We start from the raw sequence: 16316 nt of genomic DNA on the forward strand, positions 1-16316 counted from the left end.
GATCATTACCTTTTATGTAACTTTGTCATAACATCTAGAACATCTTAATCCGACAGTTAATAACATAATTAATCGTTTGGATGTTGTGCTTAAGCAAGCGACTTGCTTGCTGTTAAAGAGTAAATTTTATGGGCAAAAGTAGTAATTATATTTCTAAACAGCCAGATGATAATGGGTTTATCAACTGGACTGACGAAGAAAATCAAATTTGGTCAGAGCTGATCGCACGTCAATTAGAATGTATAAAAAATAAAGCGTGTGATGAGTATATGCATGGCTTAGAAAAGCTAAACCTGCCGCTTGACCGTATTCCTCAGCTAGAAGAAGTAAGTAAAGTACTTCGTGAAACAACGGGTTGGGAATGTGCACCTGTGCCTGCACTTATCGACTTTGATGAGTTTTTCCGTTTACTAGCAAATAAACAGTTTCCGGTGGCGACTTTTATTCGCTCACGTGAAGAGTTTGATTACTTACAAGAGCCAGATATTTTCCATGAAATTTTTGGCCACTGCGCGATGCTAACGCACCCTGCGTTTGCAGAATTTACGCATAAATATGGTCAACTTGGCTTAGCTGCTGAGAAAAAAGATCGTGTGTATTTAGCGCGTTTATACTGGTTTACTGTAGAGTTTGGCTTAATGCAAACCAAAGATGGTTTACGTATTTATGGTGGCGGTATTTTATCAAGCCCAGGCGAGACACAATATGTGTATTCAGATGTGCCTCAAATCAAACCGCTTGAGCCACTTGATGTGCTTCGTACGCCTTATCGCATCGATATTATGCAACCGTTGTATTACACCATTAATGCGATTGAAGATTTATTTGATATTTCTCAGCTCGATATTATGTCGCTTGTTGAAAAAGCAAAAGCGCTAGGGCTCCACGAGCCACTATTTCCACCTAAACAAAAGAAAGCAAGTTAGAAAAGGGTTTATTATGTCTGAATTAAGTGCTCAAAAATGTGAAGCGTGTCGTGCTGACGCACCAAAAGTTTCAGATGAAGAGTTAGCTGTATTAGTTAAGCAAATTCCTGATTGGACACCAATTGTGGTTGACGGCATTATGCAATTAGAGCGTGTTTTTAAGTTCAAGAACTTTAAACTTGCACTAGAATTCACCAACAAATTAGGTGCAATGGCAGAAGACGAAGGTCATCACCCTGGTATCTTAACTGAGTGGGGCAAGGTAACGGTTACTTGGTGGAGCCACTCGATTAAAGGTCTTCATAAAAATGACTTTATTTGTGCAGCGAAAACAGATGCACTGCTAGAAGATTAATCACTTCTAAATAATCAAAAAGAGCGCTAATTAGCGCTCTTTTTTGGTATTGGGATTAGAGACTCATAAATGGATTCTGCCAAAATCGCCGCTTCAGAGTTATCTCGATACTTGTTTTTAAATGTAATATCACATACGTTTTGAAAACAATTGATCGATGTTTCAAGCGTTTCCGGACGTTTAAATTTTGCCATGGTTTTTTCAAGAGTTGAAAATGCATATTTCATTTCGACTCGAACGGTTTTTGTTTGGAAAACTTGGTTTGAAAATGAATTACTGTTAGAGGTTGATAGAATTAAATGCTGATTTAACAACCAATACCCAATACATAATAACAAAGAGAATAGGTAAAACGTCAGTGTTGGTTTAGATAACTCTTGAAAAGAAAATGTTCTGAATGAAGCAATCATTGACTTAATATTTTAGTAGTTTTTTTATACTAAAGCATATAGTTGTAAATTTAACAATAAGTTAAATGAGAAGAAAATAAAAAAGCGCCATTAGGCGCTTTAAAATTAAATTTTAAAACAATTACTCGCTAACAGAGCGAAGAAGGGCGTTGATACCCACTTTTTCACGAGTTTGTTGGTCAACCTTTTTCACGATAATTGCAGCGTATAGGCTGTGTGAGCCGTCTTTTGATGGCAGTGAACCAGGTACAACAACTGCGCCAGCTGGTACGCGGCCATAATGGGTTTCGCCCGTTTCACGGTCATAAATACGCGTGCTTTGGCTAATATAAACACCCATTGAAATTACTGCGCCTTCTTCTACCACTACACCTTCAACAATTTCTGAGCGTGCGCCAATAAAGCAGTTATCTTCAATAATGGTTGGGTTAGCTTGCAATGGCTCTAAAACACCACCAATGCCGACACCACCTGAAAGGTGAACGTTTTTACCAATCTGTGCGCATGAACCAACTGTTGCCCATGTATCAACCATTGTGCCTTCATCAACGTAAGCGCCAATGTTCACATAAGAAGGCATTAACACCACATTTTTGCCAACAAAGCTGCCCTGACGAGCTACCGCATTTGGTACTACGCGCATGCCTTCTTGCTTAAATTGCTCTGGTGTGTAGTCAGTAAATTTAAGTGGTACCTTGTCGTAAAATTGGTTAACACCATCGCTCATTGGCGCGTTGTCACGAATTCTAAATGATAATAAAACAGCTTTTTTTAGCCACTGGTGTACAACCCATTCACCTGAGATTTTTTCAGCCACACGTGCTTTACCTGAATCTAATAGAGCGAGGGATTCGTTAATTGCGTTGAAAACCTCATCTGTAACAGATGATGGTGAAATATTGTCGCGATTTTCCCATGCTTGTTCGATGGTTAATTTTAAATGTTCCATGGTGTGCCTTTAATCGTTTTCGGAATTGAATTTTTCAAGTAAGCGGTTTTTCAACACGCCACTTTCTTGTTCATTTAATGCGTCATAGTCTGCGTTTGATACCACAAAGAAGTCTTCTGCACGTTCACCTATGGTTGTGATGCGCGCAGCGTGGATATGTAACGCTAAACTTGAAAATACATCGGTTATTTTGGTTAATAAGCCAGGAATGTCAACCACTTGAATTTCGACAAGGGTTCTGTCCTTTCGGCCATGCTGCGAGACAATAACGCGCGGTTTGATATTAAAATCTTTAAAGCGCTTTTTACGATCTTTCTTTAAACGAAGCTTTTTATTTGGTTCATCAATGACTTGCTGAATTGACTTCTTGATAGAGCTAGCGCGACTTTGACTTGTTACAGGTTCGCCGTTTTGCTCCAAAATAACAAAATTATCAACCGCATAGCCATCTTTGGTATTCATAATTTGTGCGTGCAAAATATTTGCTTTTTTGGCACCTAAAACCGCTACCAAGCGTGCAACTAAATTGGCTTGATCAGGGCAATAAACAAATACTTGGCTGCCGCCATTTATGGGTTTTCCTGAAAGTAAAACAATGCCTTTGCTAGGATCTTTGGCTGCTAAAATATGTTCGCATTGCCACGCAATCATTTGTGCTGTAAAGCGGGTAAAGTAGTCTGGTTTAAAACGCAGCCATAGCGTATCAATTTGTTCTTCAGCAAAGCCTAAATTAAGTAAACGTTGTTTTGCTTGATCTTTCTTGTCGCGAATTTGGTCACGTAAGTCCATTGGATTTTCAAGTCCGCGTCGTAGCGCGCGCTGTGTATGAACATACAAATCACGAAGAAGCGTGCTTTTCCAGTCATTCCAAAGGTTATCATTGGTGGCGCGAATATCGGCTAGGGTTAAGCAATAGAGATAATCGAGTTGTTTTTCATTTTTAACTCTTGCTGCAAATTCCGCAATTACATCTGGGTCGTTGATGTCTTTACGCTGGGCTGTGACCGACATAAGTAAATGATTTTCAACAAGCCACGCAATAAACTTGCCTTCAAAAGAAGATAAGCCATGGAGTTTTGCAAACTCTCTGGCATCCACTGCACCAAGCTCTGAGTGATCGCCACCACGTCCTTTGGCTATATCGTGGAAAATACCGGCTAAATAGAGCAGCTCTGGCTTCTCCATACGCACCACAATTTCACGGCAAAGAGGAAACGTATTGGCACACTCTGGCTGGAAATAATGATATAGATTTTGGATTAAACGGTGAGTATGTTCATCTACCGTATAGGCATGAAATAAATCAAATTGCATTTGCCCGACAATATTACGCCAGTTTGGTAAATAGGCCGATAAAATGCCGTGTTTGTGCATTAACGTAAAGGCGCGCCCCATGCCATTTGGGTGCGAAATTAGTTTAAGCAGCATCGCACGACAAAGGGAATAATCCTGTAAATCGCCAAGCAAACGGCGCCTTACTTGGCGTAAAAGGCGAATGGTGCTTGGGTAAATATGGGTAATTTGTGGGTTATCTGCAATATGCCAAAACAGCTCAATAATCTTTTCGCGATGGAAAAATACTTGCGGATCTTTAACGCGAATTTGATGACCAATTTGCTCAAAATCGTTATTAATATCACTGACTTTGTAATTTACATGGCCGCTTAAAATGCTTTGCTCAAAATAAGAGAGCAGCATTTGGTTAAGTTCGCGCACGCGTCCCATAATGCGAAATAATCGCTTCATCATACGCTCAACAGCTGCACGTCCATCATCACCAAAGCCTAACAATTTTGCTGCTATTGGTTGATAGTCAAACAGTAAACGGTTTTCCATGCGCCCTGCGGCAAGGTGCAGCGCAAAACGAATATTCCAAAGGTTAACAATGCATTCGAGCAACTCTTGGTGCTCTTCAAAGGTTAAATAGCCATGTTCTACCAACTCTTCGAGTGTTTGCGAACGAAAATGCTTTTTTGCCACCCAAATAATGGTTTGTACATCGCGCAAACCGCCGGGATTTTCTTTTAGATTGGGCTCGAGATTATAGGCCGTACCATGGCATTTTTTATGACGCAGCTCTTGCTCATCGCGCTTGGCAATAAAAAACGTATCAGACTTCCAAGCAGATGTTTCAATTAATTTTTTTTGTAAAGCTTGGTAGTTTTCTTCATCGCCACAAACAAGGCGAGATTCGAGTAAACTGGTGGCAAAATTTACGTCACTCTTTTTTTGCTCGATAGTTTGTTTTAGGGTGCGCACACTGTGACCAATATCAAGGCGAAGATCCCACAAAAAGGTGACAAACTGAGAAATAATCTCTTGTGTTTCTTTGTTAGGTTCTTTGTTTACCAGCAGTAAAAAATCGATATCGGAAAATGGGTGTAATTCGCCGCGTCCATAACCGCCTATAGCAATTAAATCGCCATGTGATTGCAATTGATACTGATGATAGAGACGACTTAAAATCGCGTCGATTAACTGTGCACGCGCCTTAACTAAACGCTCAACAGGTTGATGTGAAAATTGCTCTTCGAGCCACAGGTAAAATTGTTCTAGAAGGTGTTTGTAATCATCGAGTTGCTCGCATTTTGCGAGCAACTGTGTAAATTTTTTTGTTATTGCCATTGATGGCCTTCTTATGCGCTATGTTCGATCACTCTCGGAAGCTCATCATCTGATCGTAGCGTAAGAATTTCAACTCCGTTTTTAGTCACAAGTAGTGTGTGTTCCCATTGTGCTGACAATGAACGGTCTTTTGTTACTACTGTCCATTCGTCTTTTAGCAGCTTACATTGACGTTTACCAACGTTCACCATTGGTTCAATCGTAAAGCACATGCCTTCTTGCAGTACCTCACCTGTACCAGGCTTACCATAGTGCATTACTTGTGGCTCTTCGTGGAACTCAGCGCCAATGCCGTGGCCACAATATTCACGTACAATTGAATAGTTAAAACCTTCAGCGTATTTTTGAATTGCTGCGCCAATGTCACCAAGGCGAACACCCGGTTTAACCATTTCGATAGCAAGGTATAAGCTTTTTTGTGTAATTTCACATAAGCGTTTTGCTTGAATTGATGGCTGGCCTACGTAAAACATTTTTGAGGTATCGCCGTGGTAACCATCTTTAATTACCGTGATATCGATATTAATGATATCGCCATCTTTTAATGGCTTGTCATTTGGAATACCGTGACAGATAACGTGGTTTACTGAGGTACAAATTGACTTTGGAAAACCGTGATAGTTTAGTGGTGCTGGAATAGCATCTTGCTCGTTTACGATATAATCGTGGCAAATTTGGTTTAGTTCATCAGTCGTCACGCCCACTTTAACGTGAGGTTCAATCATTTCTAATACTTCAGCTGCTAAGCGCCCAGCAACTCGCATTTTTTCAATTTCAGCTGGGGTTTTAATCACTGCACTCATTTAAGCTCCAAAATTCTTTAAATTATGGTCAAACACGACATCGATTTGCTTAGTTCGTTTGACTGAAAATCACTCATAAAATTTGAGTTCTGATTGTTAATATGGTATAAAGCGCGCCGTATTTTTACAATTAAAATTTAAATTTCCTCGGGATTTTTAAGTTGATTGTAGTGAATACACTTAAACTTTAATTTTTAACACACACACATATCGGCACATACACTTGGGTGCAGGGCGCTAAATTAAGCAAACTGTTGGTGCTATGGGATATGTGGAGGCCTAACCCAAAATTACAGAGGAATATAAAAATGGCAAACGTTTCTATGCGCGATATGCTACAAGCTGGCGTACACTTCGGTCACCAAGCTCGTTACTGGAACCCTAAGATGAAGCCGTTCATCTTCGGTGCACGTAACCGCGTACATATCATCAACCTAGAGAAAACTGTACCTTTATTCAACGAAGCAATGTCTTTCCTTAAAGGCGTAGCATCAAACAAAGGTAAAATCCTTTTCGTTGGTACTAAGCGCGCTGCAAGCGAAGCAGTTAAAGAAGCTGCACTACGTTCTGACCAGTACTACGTAAACCACCGTTGGTTAGGTGGTATGCTAACTAACTGGAAAACAGTTCGTCAGTCAATCAAGCGTCTTAAAGACCTTGAGACTCAAAGCCAAGACGGTACTTTCGAAAAATTAACTAAGAAAGAAGCGTTAATGCTTACTCGTGAAATGGAAAAGCTTGAAAAGAGCCTTGGCGGTATCAAGAACATGGGCGGTCTTCCAGACGCTATCTTCGTTATCGACGCTGATCACGAGCACATTGCTATTAAAGAAGCAAACAACCTAGGCATCCCAGTAGTATCTGTTGTTGATACTAACTCAAACCCAGATGGTGTTGATTTCATCATCCCAGGTAACGACGATGCTATCCGTGCTATCCAGCTTTACACTAACGCTGTAGCAGACGTGGCTGTTGAAGGCCGTGAAAGCAACATCGCTGTTCAAGCTGAAAAAGACGACTTCGTAGAAGCTGAGTAATAGCGCTTATCAAGCCTTCATGAAAGTATCATAGAAAGCTTGATATTCTGATGATTAGGGGGAGCTTGCTCCCGCTTATTTTAAATAGATTTTGGATTTGAGGACATACTAATGGCTGTAACTGCTGCCCTAGTTAAAGAATTACGCGAGCGCACTGGCGCTGGCATGATGGATTGTAAAAAAGCACTTACTGAAACTAACGGTGATATCGAGTTAGCGATCGAAAACATGCGTAAGAGCGGTGCTGCTAAAGCTGCTAAAAAAGCGGGTAACATCGCTGCAGAAGGTACAATCCTTATCAAGCAAGGTGAAGGTTTCACTGCGCTTCTTGAAGTTAACTGTCAAACTGACTTCGTTGCTAAAGACGAAAACTTCCTAGGTTTTGCAAACACTGTTCTTGATGCAGCTGCTGCGTCAAAAGCTGATATCGATGCACTTAAAGAGCAATTCGAAGAAACACGCGTTGCACTAGTTGCTAAAATCGGTGAAAACATCAACGTTCGTCGCGTTGAGTACATCGATGGCGCTAGCGCTGCTGCATACCGTCATGGCGACCGTATCGGTGTTGTTGTAACTGGTGAAGCTGACGAAGAAACACTTAAGCACGTTGCAATGCACGTTGCTGCTTCTAAGCCTGAGTTCCTTAACCCAGAAGATGTTCCTGCTGAGGTTGTAGAGAAAGAAAAAGCGGTTCAAGTTGAAATCGCAATGAACGAAGGTAAGCCAGCAGAAATCGCTGAGAAGATGGTTGTTGGTCGTATGAAGAAGTTCACTGGTGAGATCTCTCTTACTGGTCAGCCTTTCATCATGGAACCTAAGAAATCAGTTGGTGAGTTCCTTAAAGAGAAGAACGCTACTATCTCTGGTTTCATTCGCCTAGAAGTAGGTGAAGGTATCGAGAAGAAAGAAGAAGACTTCGCTGCTGAAGTAGCTGCACAAATCGCAGCAGCTAAAGGCGAGTAATCGACTTTTTTCACTTAGCAAAATGGCTTTTGCTTTTGCGCTAAGAGATAAAATTCTTTAGAATAACCGCGCTATAATTAGCGCGGTTATTTTTTGCAACTTTTTCAGCCAGGACTACTATGAACACAAATCGTAAGCCAGTATTTAGACGAGTTTTATTGAAATTAAGCGGTGAAGCTCTAATGGGCCAAGAAGGCTTTGGTATCGACCCATCAATTCTTGACCGTATGGCACAAGAAATTAAAGAGCTTGTAGAGTTAGGCGTTGAAGTAGGTGTGGTAATCGGCGGTGGTAACTTCCTACGTGGTGGTACACTTGCTGAAAACGGCATGAATCGTGTTGTTGGTGACCATATGGGTATGCTTGCAACGGTAATGAACGGTTTAGCAATGCGCGACGCGCTGCACCGTGCATATGTTAATGCACGTCTAATGTCAGCAATTCCACTAAACGGTGTATGTGATGCTTATAACTGGGCAGAAGCTATTAGCTTACTGAAAACTGGCCGTGTTGTTATTTTCTCAGCAGGTACAGGTAACCCATTCTTTACAACAGACTCTGCAGCATGTTTACGTGGCATTGAAATTGAAGCTGACACAGTATTAAAAGCGACAAAAGTTGATGGTGTATACAGTGATGATCCGGTGAAAAACCCAGAGGCAACACTTTACCCAACTTTGACTTACAGCGAAGTAATCGAAAAAGAATTAAAGGTGATGGACCTAGCGGCATTTACCCTGGCTCGTGACCACAATATGCCAATCAGTGTATTTAATATGAATAAACCAGGCGCGTTAAAACGTGTTATCCTTGGTGAAGATGAAGGTACGCTGATTACACATAAATCAGCAGAATAAGCTATTAGTTAGGAAGATTAACGTGATTAAAGAAATCCAACAGCATGCTGCAGAACGTATGCAAAAGAGTGTTGACGCGCTAGGCTCACAATTATCAAAAATTCGTACTGGCCGCGCACACCCAAGCCTTTTAGACGGTATTCAAGTATCTTACTACGGTGCTGACACACCACTTAACCAAGTGGGTAACGTGACAATTGAAGACAACCGTACTCTTGCGATCAGTGTGTTTGATAAATCACTTACGCAAGCGGTTGAAAAAGCAATTATGGCGTCAGATTTAGGTTTAAACCCAATGTCAGCGGGTACAGTTATTCGCGTACCATTACCTCCACTTACAGAAGAGCGTCGTAAAGATCTTATTAAGATCGTACGTGGTGAAGTTGAATGTGGCCGTGTTGCAATTCGTAACATCCGTCGCGATGCTAACTCAGACGTTAAAGCACTGTTAAAAGACAAAGAGATTTCAGAAGATGAAGCGCGTCAAAGTGACGACGAAGTTCAGAAGCTAACGGATAAATACATCAAAGAAATGGATGCTATTTTATCTGCTAAAGAAGCTGAATTAATGGAAATCTAAAACAATTTTTGAGCGCTTTTACGCTCAATCATTGAACAACTAAATTATTAGTTTTAAAGCGCCGTCTAGGGTATACTAGACGGCGCTTTTTACTTTAGGAAACGACACTTAATGACAATCACCAAGGATGCTATTACTCAACAAAGCTTACCGCGTCATGTTGCCATAATTATGGATGGTAATGGACGTTGGGCACAAGCAAAGGGTAAGCCTCGCGTGTTTGGTCATAAAAAGGGCGTTGAGTCAGTTAGAAATGCGGTGAAGTTCTGTCGCCAACTGAACATAGAATCGTTAACGCTTTTTGCATTTAGCAGTGAAAACTGGCGCCGTCCTGAACAAGAAGTGACTACCTTAATGGAGCTCTTCATGTTTGTATTGACCAATGAAGTAAAAAAACTCGATAAAAATAATGTTAAGTTGAAAGTGATAGGTGATATTAGTCGCTTTTCTGACAAGCTACAAAAAAGCGTGCAGAAAGCAGAACAATTAACTGCAAATAACACTGGCTTGACACTCAATATCGCAGCCAATTATGGTGGTCAGTGGGATATTGCCCAAGCTGCAAAACAACTAGCAAAACAAGTTGAAGCCGGTGACTTATCCGCTGATGATATTGATGAAAATGTGCTATCACAGTACATTAGCATGCATGAACAAGCGCCACTTGATCTGTTAATTCGCACTGGAGGCGATTTACGCATAAGCAATTTCTTATTGTGGCAAGCGGCTTATGCTGAACTTTATTTTACTGATACACTTTGGCCAGATTTTAATGAACAAGCGTTTGCAGATGCAATCGCATGTTATGTTTCACGAGAGCGTCGCTTTGGTTGTACTGGCGAACAAATAAAAGAACTACTTGCTCAATCGTGATTTTAAAAGGGTAATTTGATTTGTTAATAAAACGTATTTTAACTTCTTTGGTGTTAGCGCCAGCAGCGCTTGCGCTTGTTTTTTTCACTCCTCTTGAGCTTTTCAGCCTAATTGCAGGTTTGATTGTGTTGCTCTCTGCTTGGGAGTGGTCAGCGTTTATGGGGCTTAAGAAATTCGCTGCACGCATGAGCTATGTTGCAGGTACAGCAATTATTTTATTTATTGCAAACCTATTCTGGCCAATTGAAAGCTTATGGCAAAATGGCAAATTAATTGGTTCTGCAAATTATGTCTTTACCTTAGCCGTCGCATGGTGGCTAGTCGCGTGTGCACTGGTATGGACCTACCCAAGAACAGCAAAAGCGTGGCACAGTGGTTTGACGATGCGTGCTATTGCCGGTTTATTAACGCTTCTTCCTATGTGGTTAGCACTTAATGTACTTCGTAGCAGCGAATACGCTACCAATGCAACGCAAGGTTCAATTTTAATTATGGTTGTTCTTGGCATTGTTTGGAGTGCCGATATCGGTGCTTACTTCTCAGGTAAGAATTTAGGTAAACACAAATTAATGCCGTTAGTTAGTCCCAACAAAACAATTGAAGGGCTAGTAGGTGGTTTAATTTGTTCGGGTATTTTTGTACTGGCTTTTTGTTATTTCACCAAAGTACCAACGGATAAATGGTTTCTTTACGCGGCTATGGCTGCGGTAGTCGGACTTTTCTCGGCTGTTGGTGATTTATTAGAGAGTATGTTTAAGCGCGAAGTTGGCTTAAAAGACAGTGGTTCATGCTTACCTGGTCACGGCGGTATTCTCGACAGAATTGATAGTTTAACCGCTGCAGCACCTCTTTTTGCCGCATTTTATGCTTGGACCTTGGTGGCATAATGCAACGTGTAACAATACTTGGTTCAACGGGTTCTATCGGTACAAGCACACTTGATGTCATTGCACGAAATCCAGAGTTGTATCAAGTTTTTGCGCTTGTGGCGGGTAAAAACTGGCAGTTAATGGTCGAGCAATGCAAACAATTTTTACCGCAATATGCCGTCATGCAAGATGCAGAAGCTGCGCAGCAATTATCACAATATGTAGCTCAACAGGGTTTACCAGTTACTGTACTTAGTGGTGAGCAAAGTGCATGTGATGTTGCTAGTGACGAGTCGGTAGACTCTGTTATGGCAGCTATTGTTGGAGCGGCTGGCTTGATGCCGACTCTTGCAGCGATTAAAGCAGGTAAACGCGTGTTACTCGCCAATAAAGAATCACTTGTGATGTCGGGTGAACTGTTTATTAATGAAGTAAAACACTCTGGTGCAACGTTATTGCCTATCGATAGCGAACATAATGCAATATTCCAGGCGATGCCATCGAGTGTGCAAGAAAACTGTTTCAGTGCAAATTTAGCTCAGCATGGCGTAAGCAAAATACTTTTAACGGGTTCGGGTGGACCTTTCAGAACACGCGATTTAAATACCTTTGCCAATATTTCAGTAGATGAAGCGGTAGCCCATCCAAATTGGGATATGGGTAAAAAGATTTCAGTAGATTCAGCCACTATGATGAATAAAGGCTTAGAGTTTATTGAAGCAAAATGGTTATTTAACGCAGAGCCTGACGATATTCAGGTAGTAATCCATCCACAAAGTATTATTCACTCAATGGTGCAATACACTGATGGCTCAGTATTGGCGCAAATGGGTAATCCTGATATGCGTACGCCAATTGCCCACGCTTTAGCTTTTCCAAAACGAATTGACGCGGGTGTTGCGCCACTCGATTTCACGCAAATGGTCGACTTTAGTTTTATTGCACCTGATTTTGAACGTTACCCGAATTTAAAGTTAGCTATTGATGCATGTAGTGAAGGTCAATATGCGACTACTGCGATTAATGCTGCTAACGAGCAGTCTGTAGCTGCGTTTCTTGAAAATAAGATTGGCTTTTTAGATATTTACCGCATTAACTCCCAGGTACTCAATGAGATTGCTAAGCAACACAAACACTTGGCAATAAATAATCTAGATGAGATTTTACAACTGGATAGTGAAGCTCGTGCGCTGGCAAATAACATGATTACAGGGAGTTGTTAGTGGAATTTTTGTGGAACTTACTGTCTTTCGTATTAGTGATTGGCATTATTGTTGTAGTGCACGAATATGGGCATTTTTGGGTAGCGAGACGCTGTGGCGTTAAAGTTATTCGTTTTTCTATTGGCTTTGGTAAACCGCTGTTTAAATGGTATGACAAACTCGGTACTGAGTATGTTGTTGCTGCGATCCCGCTAGGTGGTTATGTAAAAATGCTCGATGAGCGAGTGGAAGATGTTGCGCCTTCTGAGCGCACAGCAGCTTTTAACAATAAATCTGTTTACCAACGTATCGCAGTTGTAGCAGCGGGTCCAATGGCAAATTTTGTATTTGCCATTGTTGTTTCTGCCATTATGTATATGGTGGGTGTGCGTTCATTATTGCCTGTAATAGGTGAAGTGGTGCCTGGCAGTTTAGCGGAGCAAGCACGGCTACAAGCAGGGCAACAAATTACAGCTATAAACGATAAAGAAGTTTACGGTTGGCGTGAAACGTTGTTAATGCTCATGGAAAACATTGGCGAGCAGCAAGTTCGCATTAGTGTTAAAGACGATGATTTAGGCTATCAACAAACCTACCTCAACTTATCCGATTGGCAATTAAAAGATGATGGTAATCCAATTGTTGATATTGGTATCAAACCATTTAGACCATTAGAGACTATGCGCCTTGGTCATGTGCAAAAGGACAGTCCTGCAGCAAATGCTGGACTTCAAGTTGAAGACACAATTCACCTTGTTGATGGTGAACAAGTAACCTCTTGGCAAAGTTTTGTAAGCCGAATTCAACGCTCGCCAAATTCGCCATTATTACTTACTATTAGCCGCGGTGATGAGAAGCTCAATATTGAAGTTACCCCAGGTAGCAAAAAAAATGATCAAGGGCTTAATCAAGGCTACTTAGGTGTGGTACCCTTTGTTGAAAATTGGCCATCGTGGATGATTTCGACACAACAATACGGTGTCTTTGATGCAATTGTTTTGGGTGTTGATAAAACAATTCAATTAATAAAAGTAAGTTTTGCAACAGTAGTAAATTTGATAACAGGACAAGTTTCTGTTGCTAACTTAAGTGGTCCGGTAGGGGTGGCAATCGGCGCCGGAGCCAGCACTAGTAGTGGCATCATGCCATTATTGGAATTCTTAGTATTTGTTAGTGTGAGCATTGGTTTTTTCAATTTGTTACCGCTGCCAATTTTAGATGGCGGCCATTTAATGTATTACATCATTGAACTTATCAGAAAAAAGCCAGTCTCTGAAAAGACACAAGAATTAGGTTTTAGGATTGGTGCGCTAATCCTTATATTGTTAACTTGCCTTGCGCTGTTTAACGATTTTACGCGGTTATAAAGGAAATCAAATAATAACATGGCTATAAGAAAACAATTGGCTGTAATAAGTTTATTGGGAGCAAGCTTTACTGCTCTCGGCCAACAAGACTCCTTTATTGTAGAAGATTTAAGAGTTGAAGGATTGCAACGTGTTGCACTAGGTGCCGCATTAACGCACATTCCTATTAACATTGGTGATAACCTCGACAGTTACACAATTTCAAAAACGATTAAAGCTCTCTATGGTTCGGGCCATTTTGATAACATCAAAGTGGTACGTGATGGTGATACGGTTATTTTCCAAGTGACGGAAAGACCAACCATTAGCGTTATCGAATTTGAAGGCAACAAAGATATTAAAGACGAGCAACTAAATGAAAGTTTAGAGGGGCAAGGTATCCGTAAAGGTGAGCCGCTCGATATGGTTGTTGTCGATGGTTTAGAAAAAGGGCTAATAGAGTTCTTCCACGGCATTGGTAAATACAATGCAGCGATTGATGTTTCAGTTACACGTTTACCGCGTAACCGTGTAAAGCTGAAGCTTGAGTTCAAAGAAGGTGAGGCTGCATCAATTCGTCAAATCAACATCGTTGGTAACGAATTATTCTCTGATGAAGAGCTGTTAGCACTTGCGGAATCACGTCAGGATTTGCCTTGGTATATGTTTATGTCAAACGACAGATACCAAAAGCAAACAGTACAAGGCGATTTAGAGAAAGTACGTAGTTACTACCTTGACCGTGGTTACCTTAAATTTAATATTGATTCTACCCAAGTATCAGTAAGCCCAGATAAAGAATCTGTATACGTAACTGTAAACGTTACCGAAGGTGAGCAGTTTACTGTTAAAGAATTTGATTTTATGGGTGACTTGCTTGGTCGTGAAGAGCTTATTCGCGCAGTTATTCCACTTAAAACGGGCAAGTTATACAACGGTTCTGTGGTAACAGCGTCTGAAGAGTTTATTAAAAACTACTTAGCTCGCTTTGGTTATGCCAATGCTGAAGTGCGAACTATTCCTGATATTGATGAAGAAAACAAAGAAGTAAAACTAACGCTATCGGTAGACCCTGGTAAACGTATTTACGTTCGTCGTATTAACATCGGCGGTAATGAAATTACTTCTGATGAAGTAATTCGTCGTGAAGTCACACAGCTTGAAGGTGCATGGCTTTCTAACAGTACACTTGAGCGTTCTAAGTTACAAATTCAACGTTTAATGTATATGGAAAACGTTGATTTTGAAGTGTCGCCTGTACCGGGTAAAGATGACCAAGTAGATGTGGACTTCACTGTAAAAGAGCAATCAGCGGGTAGCTTTAATGCTGGTCTTGCATACGGTTCATATAACAAGCTGCAGTTTAATATCGGTATCAGTGAATCTAACTTCTTAGGTACTGGTGACCAAGTTGCATTTAATATCAGTACGGCAACCGGTTCACAGAACGTGAGCTTATCGCACACAGACCCATATTTTACAAAAGATGGTATTAGCTTAGGTAACTCGATCTTCTTCCAGAACTTCGATGCAAGTAAGTACAGCCTAATTGACTATAAGAGTAAAAAATATGGCGTTGGCTCAAGCCTAGGTATTCCGGTAAATGCAAATAACCGTCTAAACTTTGGTGCAACGGTTTCAAAAGAATACTTATCAGAACTTTCAGAGTACGAGCAAACACGTATTATGCGTGAGACGTTCTTAGACCCTGAGAATCCAGATGCAGGTTTTGAATTCTTAAAGCTTGAATTAAGTGCTGGTTGGTCACGTGTAACGCTTAACCGTGGTATGTTCCCAACAGCAGGTTCGAAACAAAGCTTAACGCTTAAAGCAACAACACCTAATTCGGATCTTAATTACTTTAAAGTTAATTATGATTCACGTTTCTACTGGCCATTAAGTACAAATCATAAGTGGGCATTCTCTGCGAAAGCAGCGCTTGGTTATGGTAATGGTTACGGTGAAACAAATGGCTATGACCAAATTCTTCCGGTACAAGAGTTCTTCCGTATTTCAGAAATGGATTTACGTGGTTTTGAACGAAATACTATTTTACCACGCGCAATCGTTGTAGGGCCTACATGGCTTCCAGGCACACCTGGTGGTGATGGTTCACAAGGTCAAATCGGTAGTGATCCTAAGTTTGACAATGTTGAACCGTATGGTCGTATTGGTGGTAACGTGAAGGCTGTTGCTGGTCTTGAAATGATTGTACCAACACCATTCTTAGACGATGAGAACAGTAGTTCTGTTCGTACTAGTTTATTTGTTGATGCGGCGAACGTATGGGATACTGAGTTCGATGTAGATCGTTACGCTAACCTAACGCCAGATGAACAAGCATTACTTGAAGATTACTCGGATCCAAGTCGTTTCCGTGTTTCAACAGGTTTATCAATTCAGTGGATTTCGCCAATGGGCCCTATGGTAATTAGTTTTGCCTATCCACTTAAGAAAGAAGAAGATGATAAAACTAAGGGTATTAGTTTTAACATAAGTAACACATTCTAAAAGGAATAAA

At 40.8% G+C, this 16316-nt stretch carries 15 protein-coding genes; 11 read left to right on the top strand and 4 right to left on the bottom strand.

Annotated features, from left to right (window positions below; all coding sequences use genetic code 11):
* Window positions 1–128 precede the first annotated feature (128 nt).
* Both phhA and AAEU29_RS00665 read left to right on the top strand, forming a co-directional pair.
* Window positions 129–926, top strand: a complete 798-nt coding sequence (phhA, locus tag AAEU29_RS00660; RefSeq protein WP_421971636.1) for a phenylalanine 4-monooxygenase — start codon at window positions 129–131, stop codon at window positions 924–926.
* Window positions 927–939: 13 nt separating this feature from the next.
* Window positions 940–1281 carry a 4a-hydroxytetrahydrobiopterin dehydratase gene (locus tag AAEU29_RS00665; protein WP_010559688.1) on the top strand — a complete coding sequence of 114 codons (342 nt, stop codon included), beginning with the start codon at window positions 940–942 and terminating at the stop codon, window positions 1279–1281.
* A gap of 26 nt (window positions 1282–1307) precedes the next feature.
* On the opposite strand, the gene AAEU29_RS00670 is transcribed toward AAEU29_RS00665, so the two are convergent.
* The 4 genes from AAEU29_RS00670 to map all read right to left on the bottom strand — a co-directional run bounded on the left by AAEU29_RS00670 (window position 1308) and on the right by map (window position 6068).
* Window positions 1308–1508 (bottom strand): hypothetical protein, encoded by a 201-nt coding sequence (locus tag AAEU29_RS00670; RefSeq protein WP_421971637.1) that lies wholly within the window; start codon window positions 1506–1508, stop codon window positions 1308–1310.
* Between the two features lie 304 nt (window positions 1509–1812).
* The gene (gene dapD / locus AAEU29_RS00675; protein ID WP_421971638.1) at window positions 1813–2640 is read right to left on the bottom strand and encodes a 2,3,4,5-tetrahydropyridine-2,6-dicarboxylate N-succinyltransferase; all 828 of its coding nucleotides are present in this window, start codon (window positions 2638–2640) and stop codon (window positions 1813–1815) included.
* A gap of 9 nt (window positions 2641–2649) precedes the next feature.
* Window positions 2650–5265, bottom strand: a complete 2616-nt coding sequence (gene glnD / locus AAEU29_RS00680; RefSeq protein WP_421971639.1) for a [protein-PII] uridylyltransferase — start codon at window positions 5263–5265, stop codon at window positions 2650–2652.
* 11 nt (window positions 5266–5276) lie between these two features.
* A complete protein-coding gene (map, locus tag AAEU29_RS00685; protein ID WP_372770707.1) occupies window positions 5277–6068 on the bottom strand; it encodes a type I methionyl aminopeptidase in 792 nt (263 codons plus the stop codon).
* A gap of 308 nt (window positions 6069–6376) precedes the next feature.
* Here map and rpsB point away from each other — a divergent pair, with 308 nt between their 5' ends.
* The 9 genes from rpsB (at window position 6377) to bamA (ending at window position 16306) form a co-directional block, all read left to right on the top strand.
* Window positions 6377–7105 (top strand): 30S ribosomal protein S2, encoded by a 729-nt coding sequence (gene rpsB, locus AAEU29_RS00690; RefSeq protein ID WP_372770706.1) that lies wholly within the window; start codon window positions 6377–6379, stop codon window positions 7103–7105.
* Between the two features lie 111 nt (window positions 7106–7216).
* A complete protein-coding gene (gene tsf, locus AAEU29_RS00695; RefSeq protein WP_372770705.1) occupies window positions 7217–8068 on the top strand; it encodes a translation elongation factor Ts in 852 nt (283 codons plus the stop codon).
* 119 nt (window positions 8069–8187) lie between these two features.
* Window positions 8188–8925, top strand: a complete 738-nt coding sequence (gene pyrH, locus AAEU29_RS00700) for a UMP kinase (protein WP_372770704.1) — start codon at window positions 8188–8190, stop codon at window positions 8923–8925.
* 22 nt (window positions 8926–8947) lie between these two features.
* Window positions 8948–9505, top strand: coding sequence for a ribosome recycling factor (gene frr / locus AAEU29_RS00705; protein WP_421971640.1), 558 nt, complete (start codon window positions 8948–8950; stop codon window positions 9503–9505).
* Window positions 9506–9616: 111 nt separating this feature from the next.
* A complete protein-coding gene (gene uppS, locus AAEU29_RS00710) occupies window positions 9617–10378 on the top strand; it encodes a polyprenyl diphosphate synthase (protein WP_421971641.1) in 762 nt (253 codons plus the stop codon).
* Between the two features lie 20 nt (window positions 10379–10398).
* Window positions 10399–11265 carry a phosphatidate cytidylyltransferase gene (locus AAEU29_RS00715; protein WP_421971642.1) on the top strand — a complete coding sequence of 289 codons (867 nt, stop codon included), beginning with the start codon at window positions 10399–10401 and terminating at the stop codon, window positions 11263–11265.
* Window positions 11265–12470, top strand: a complete 1206-nt coding sequence (gene ispC, locus AAEU29_RS00720; protein WP_421971643.1) for a 1-deoxy-D-xylulose-5-phosphate reductoisomerase — start codon at window positions 11265–11267, stop codon at window positions 12468–12470. Before AAEU29_RS00715 ends, ispC begins: the two co-directional genes overlap by 1 nt.
* Window positions 12470–13816, top strand: a complete 1347-nt coding sequence (gene rseP / locus AAEU29_RS00725; RefSeq protein ID WP_421971644.1) for a sigma E protease regulator RseP — start codon at window positions 12470–12472, stop codon at window positions 13814–13816. The genes ispC and rseP overlap by 1 nt, the downstream gene beginning before the upstream one ends.
* A gap of 18 nt (window positions 13817–13834) precedes the next feature.
* On the top strand, window positions 13835–16306 hold the full coding sequence (bamA, locus tag AAEU29_RS00730; RefSeq protein WP_421971645.1) for an outer membrane protein assembly factor BamA: 2472 nt from the start codon (window positions 13835–13837) through the stop codon (window positions 16304–16306).
* The last annotated feature ends 10 nt before the right edge of the window (window positions 16307–16316 follow it).

It is taken from the genome of Pseudoalteromonas aquimarina (genome assembly GCF_049257255.1).
GTDB lineage: Bacteria > Pseudomonadota > Gammaproteobacteria > Enterobacterales > Alteromonadaceae > Pseudoalteromonas.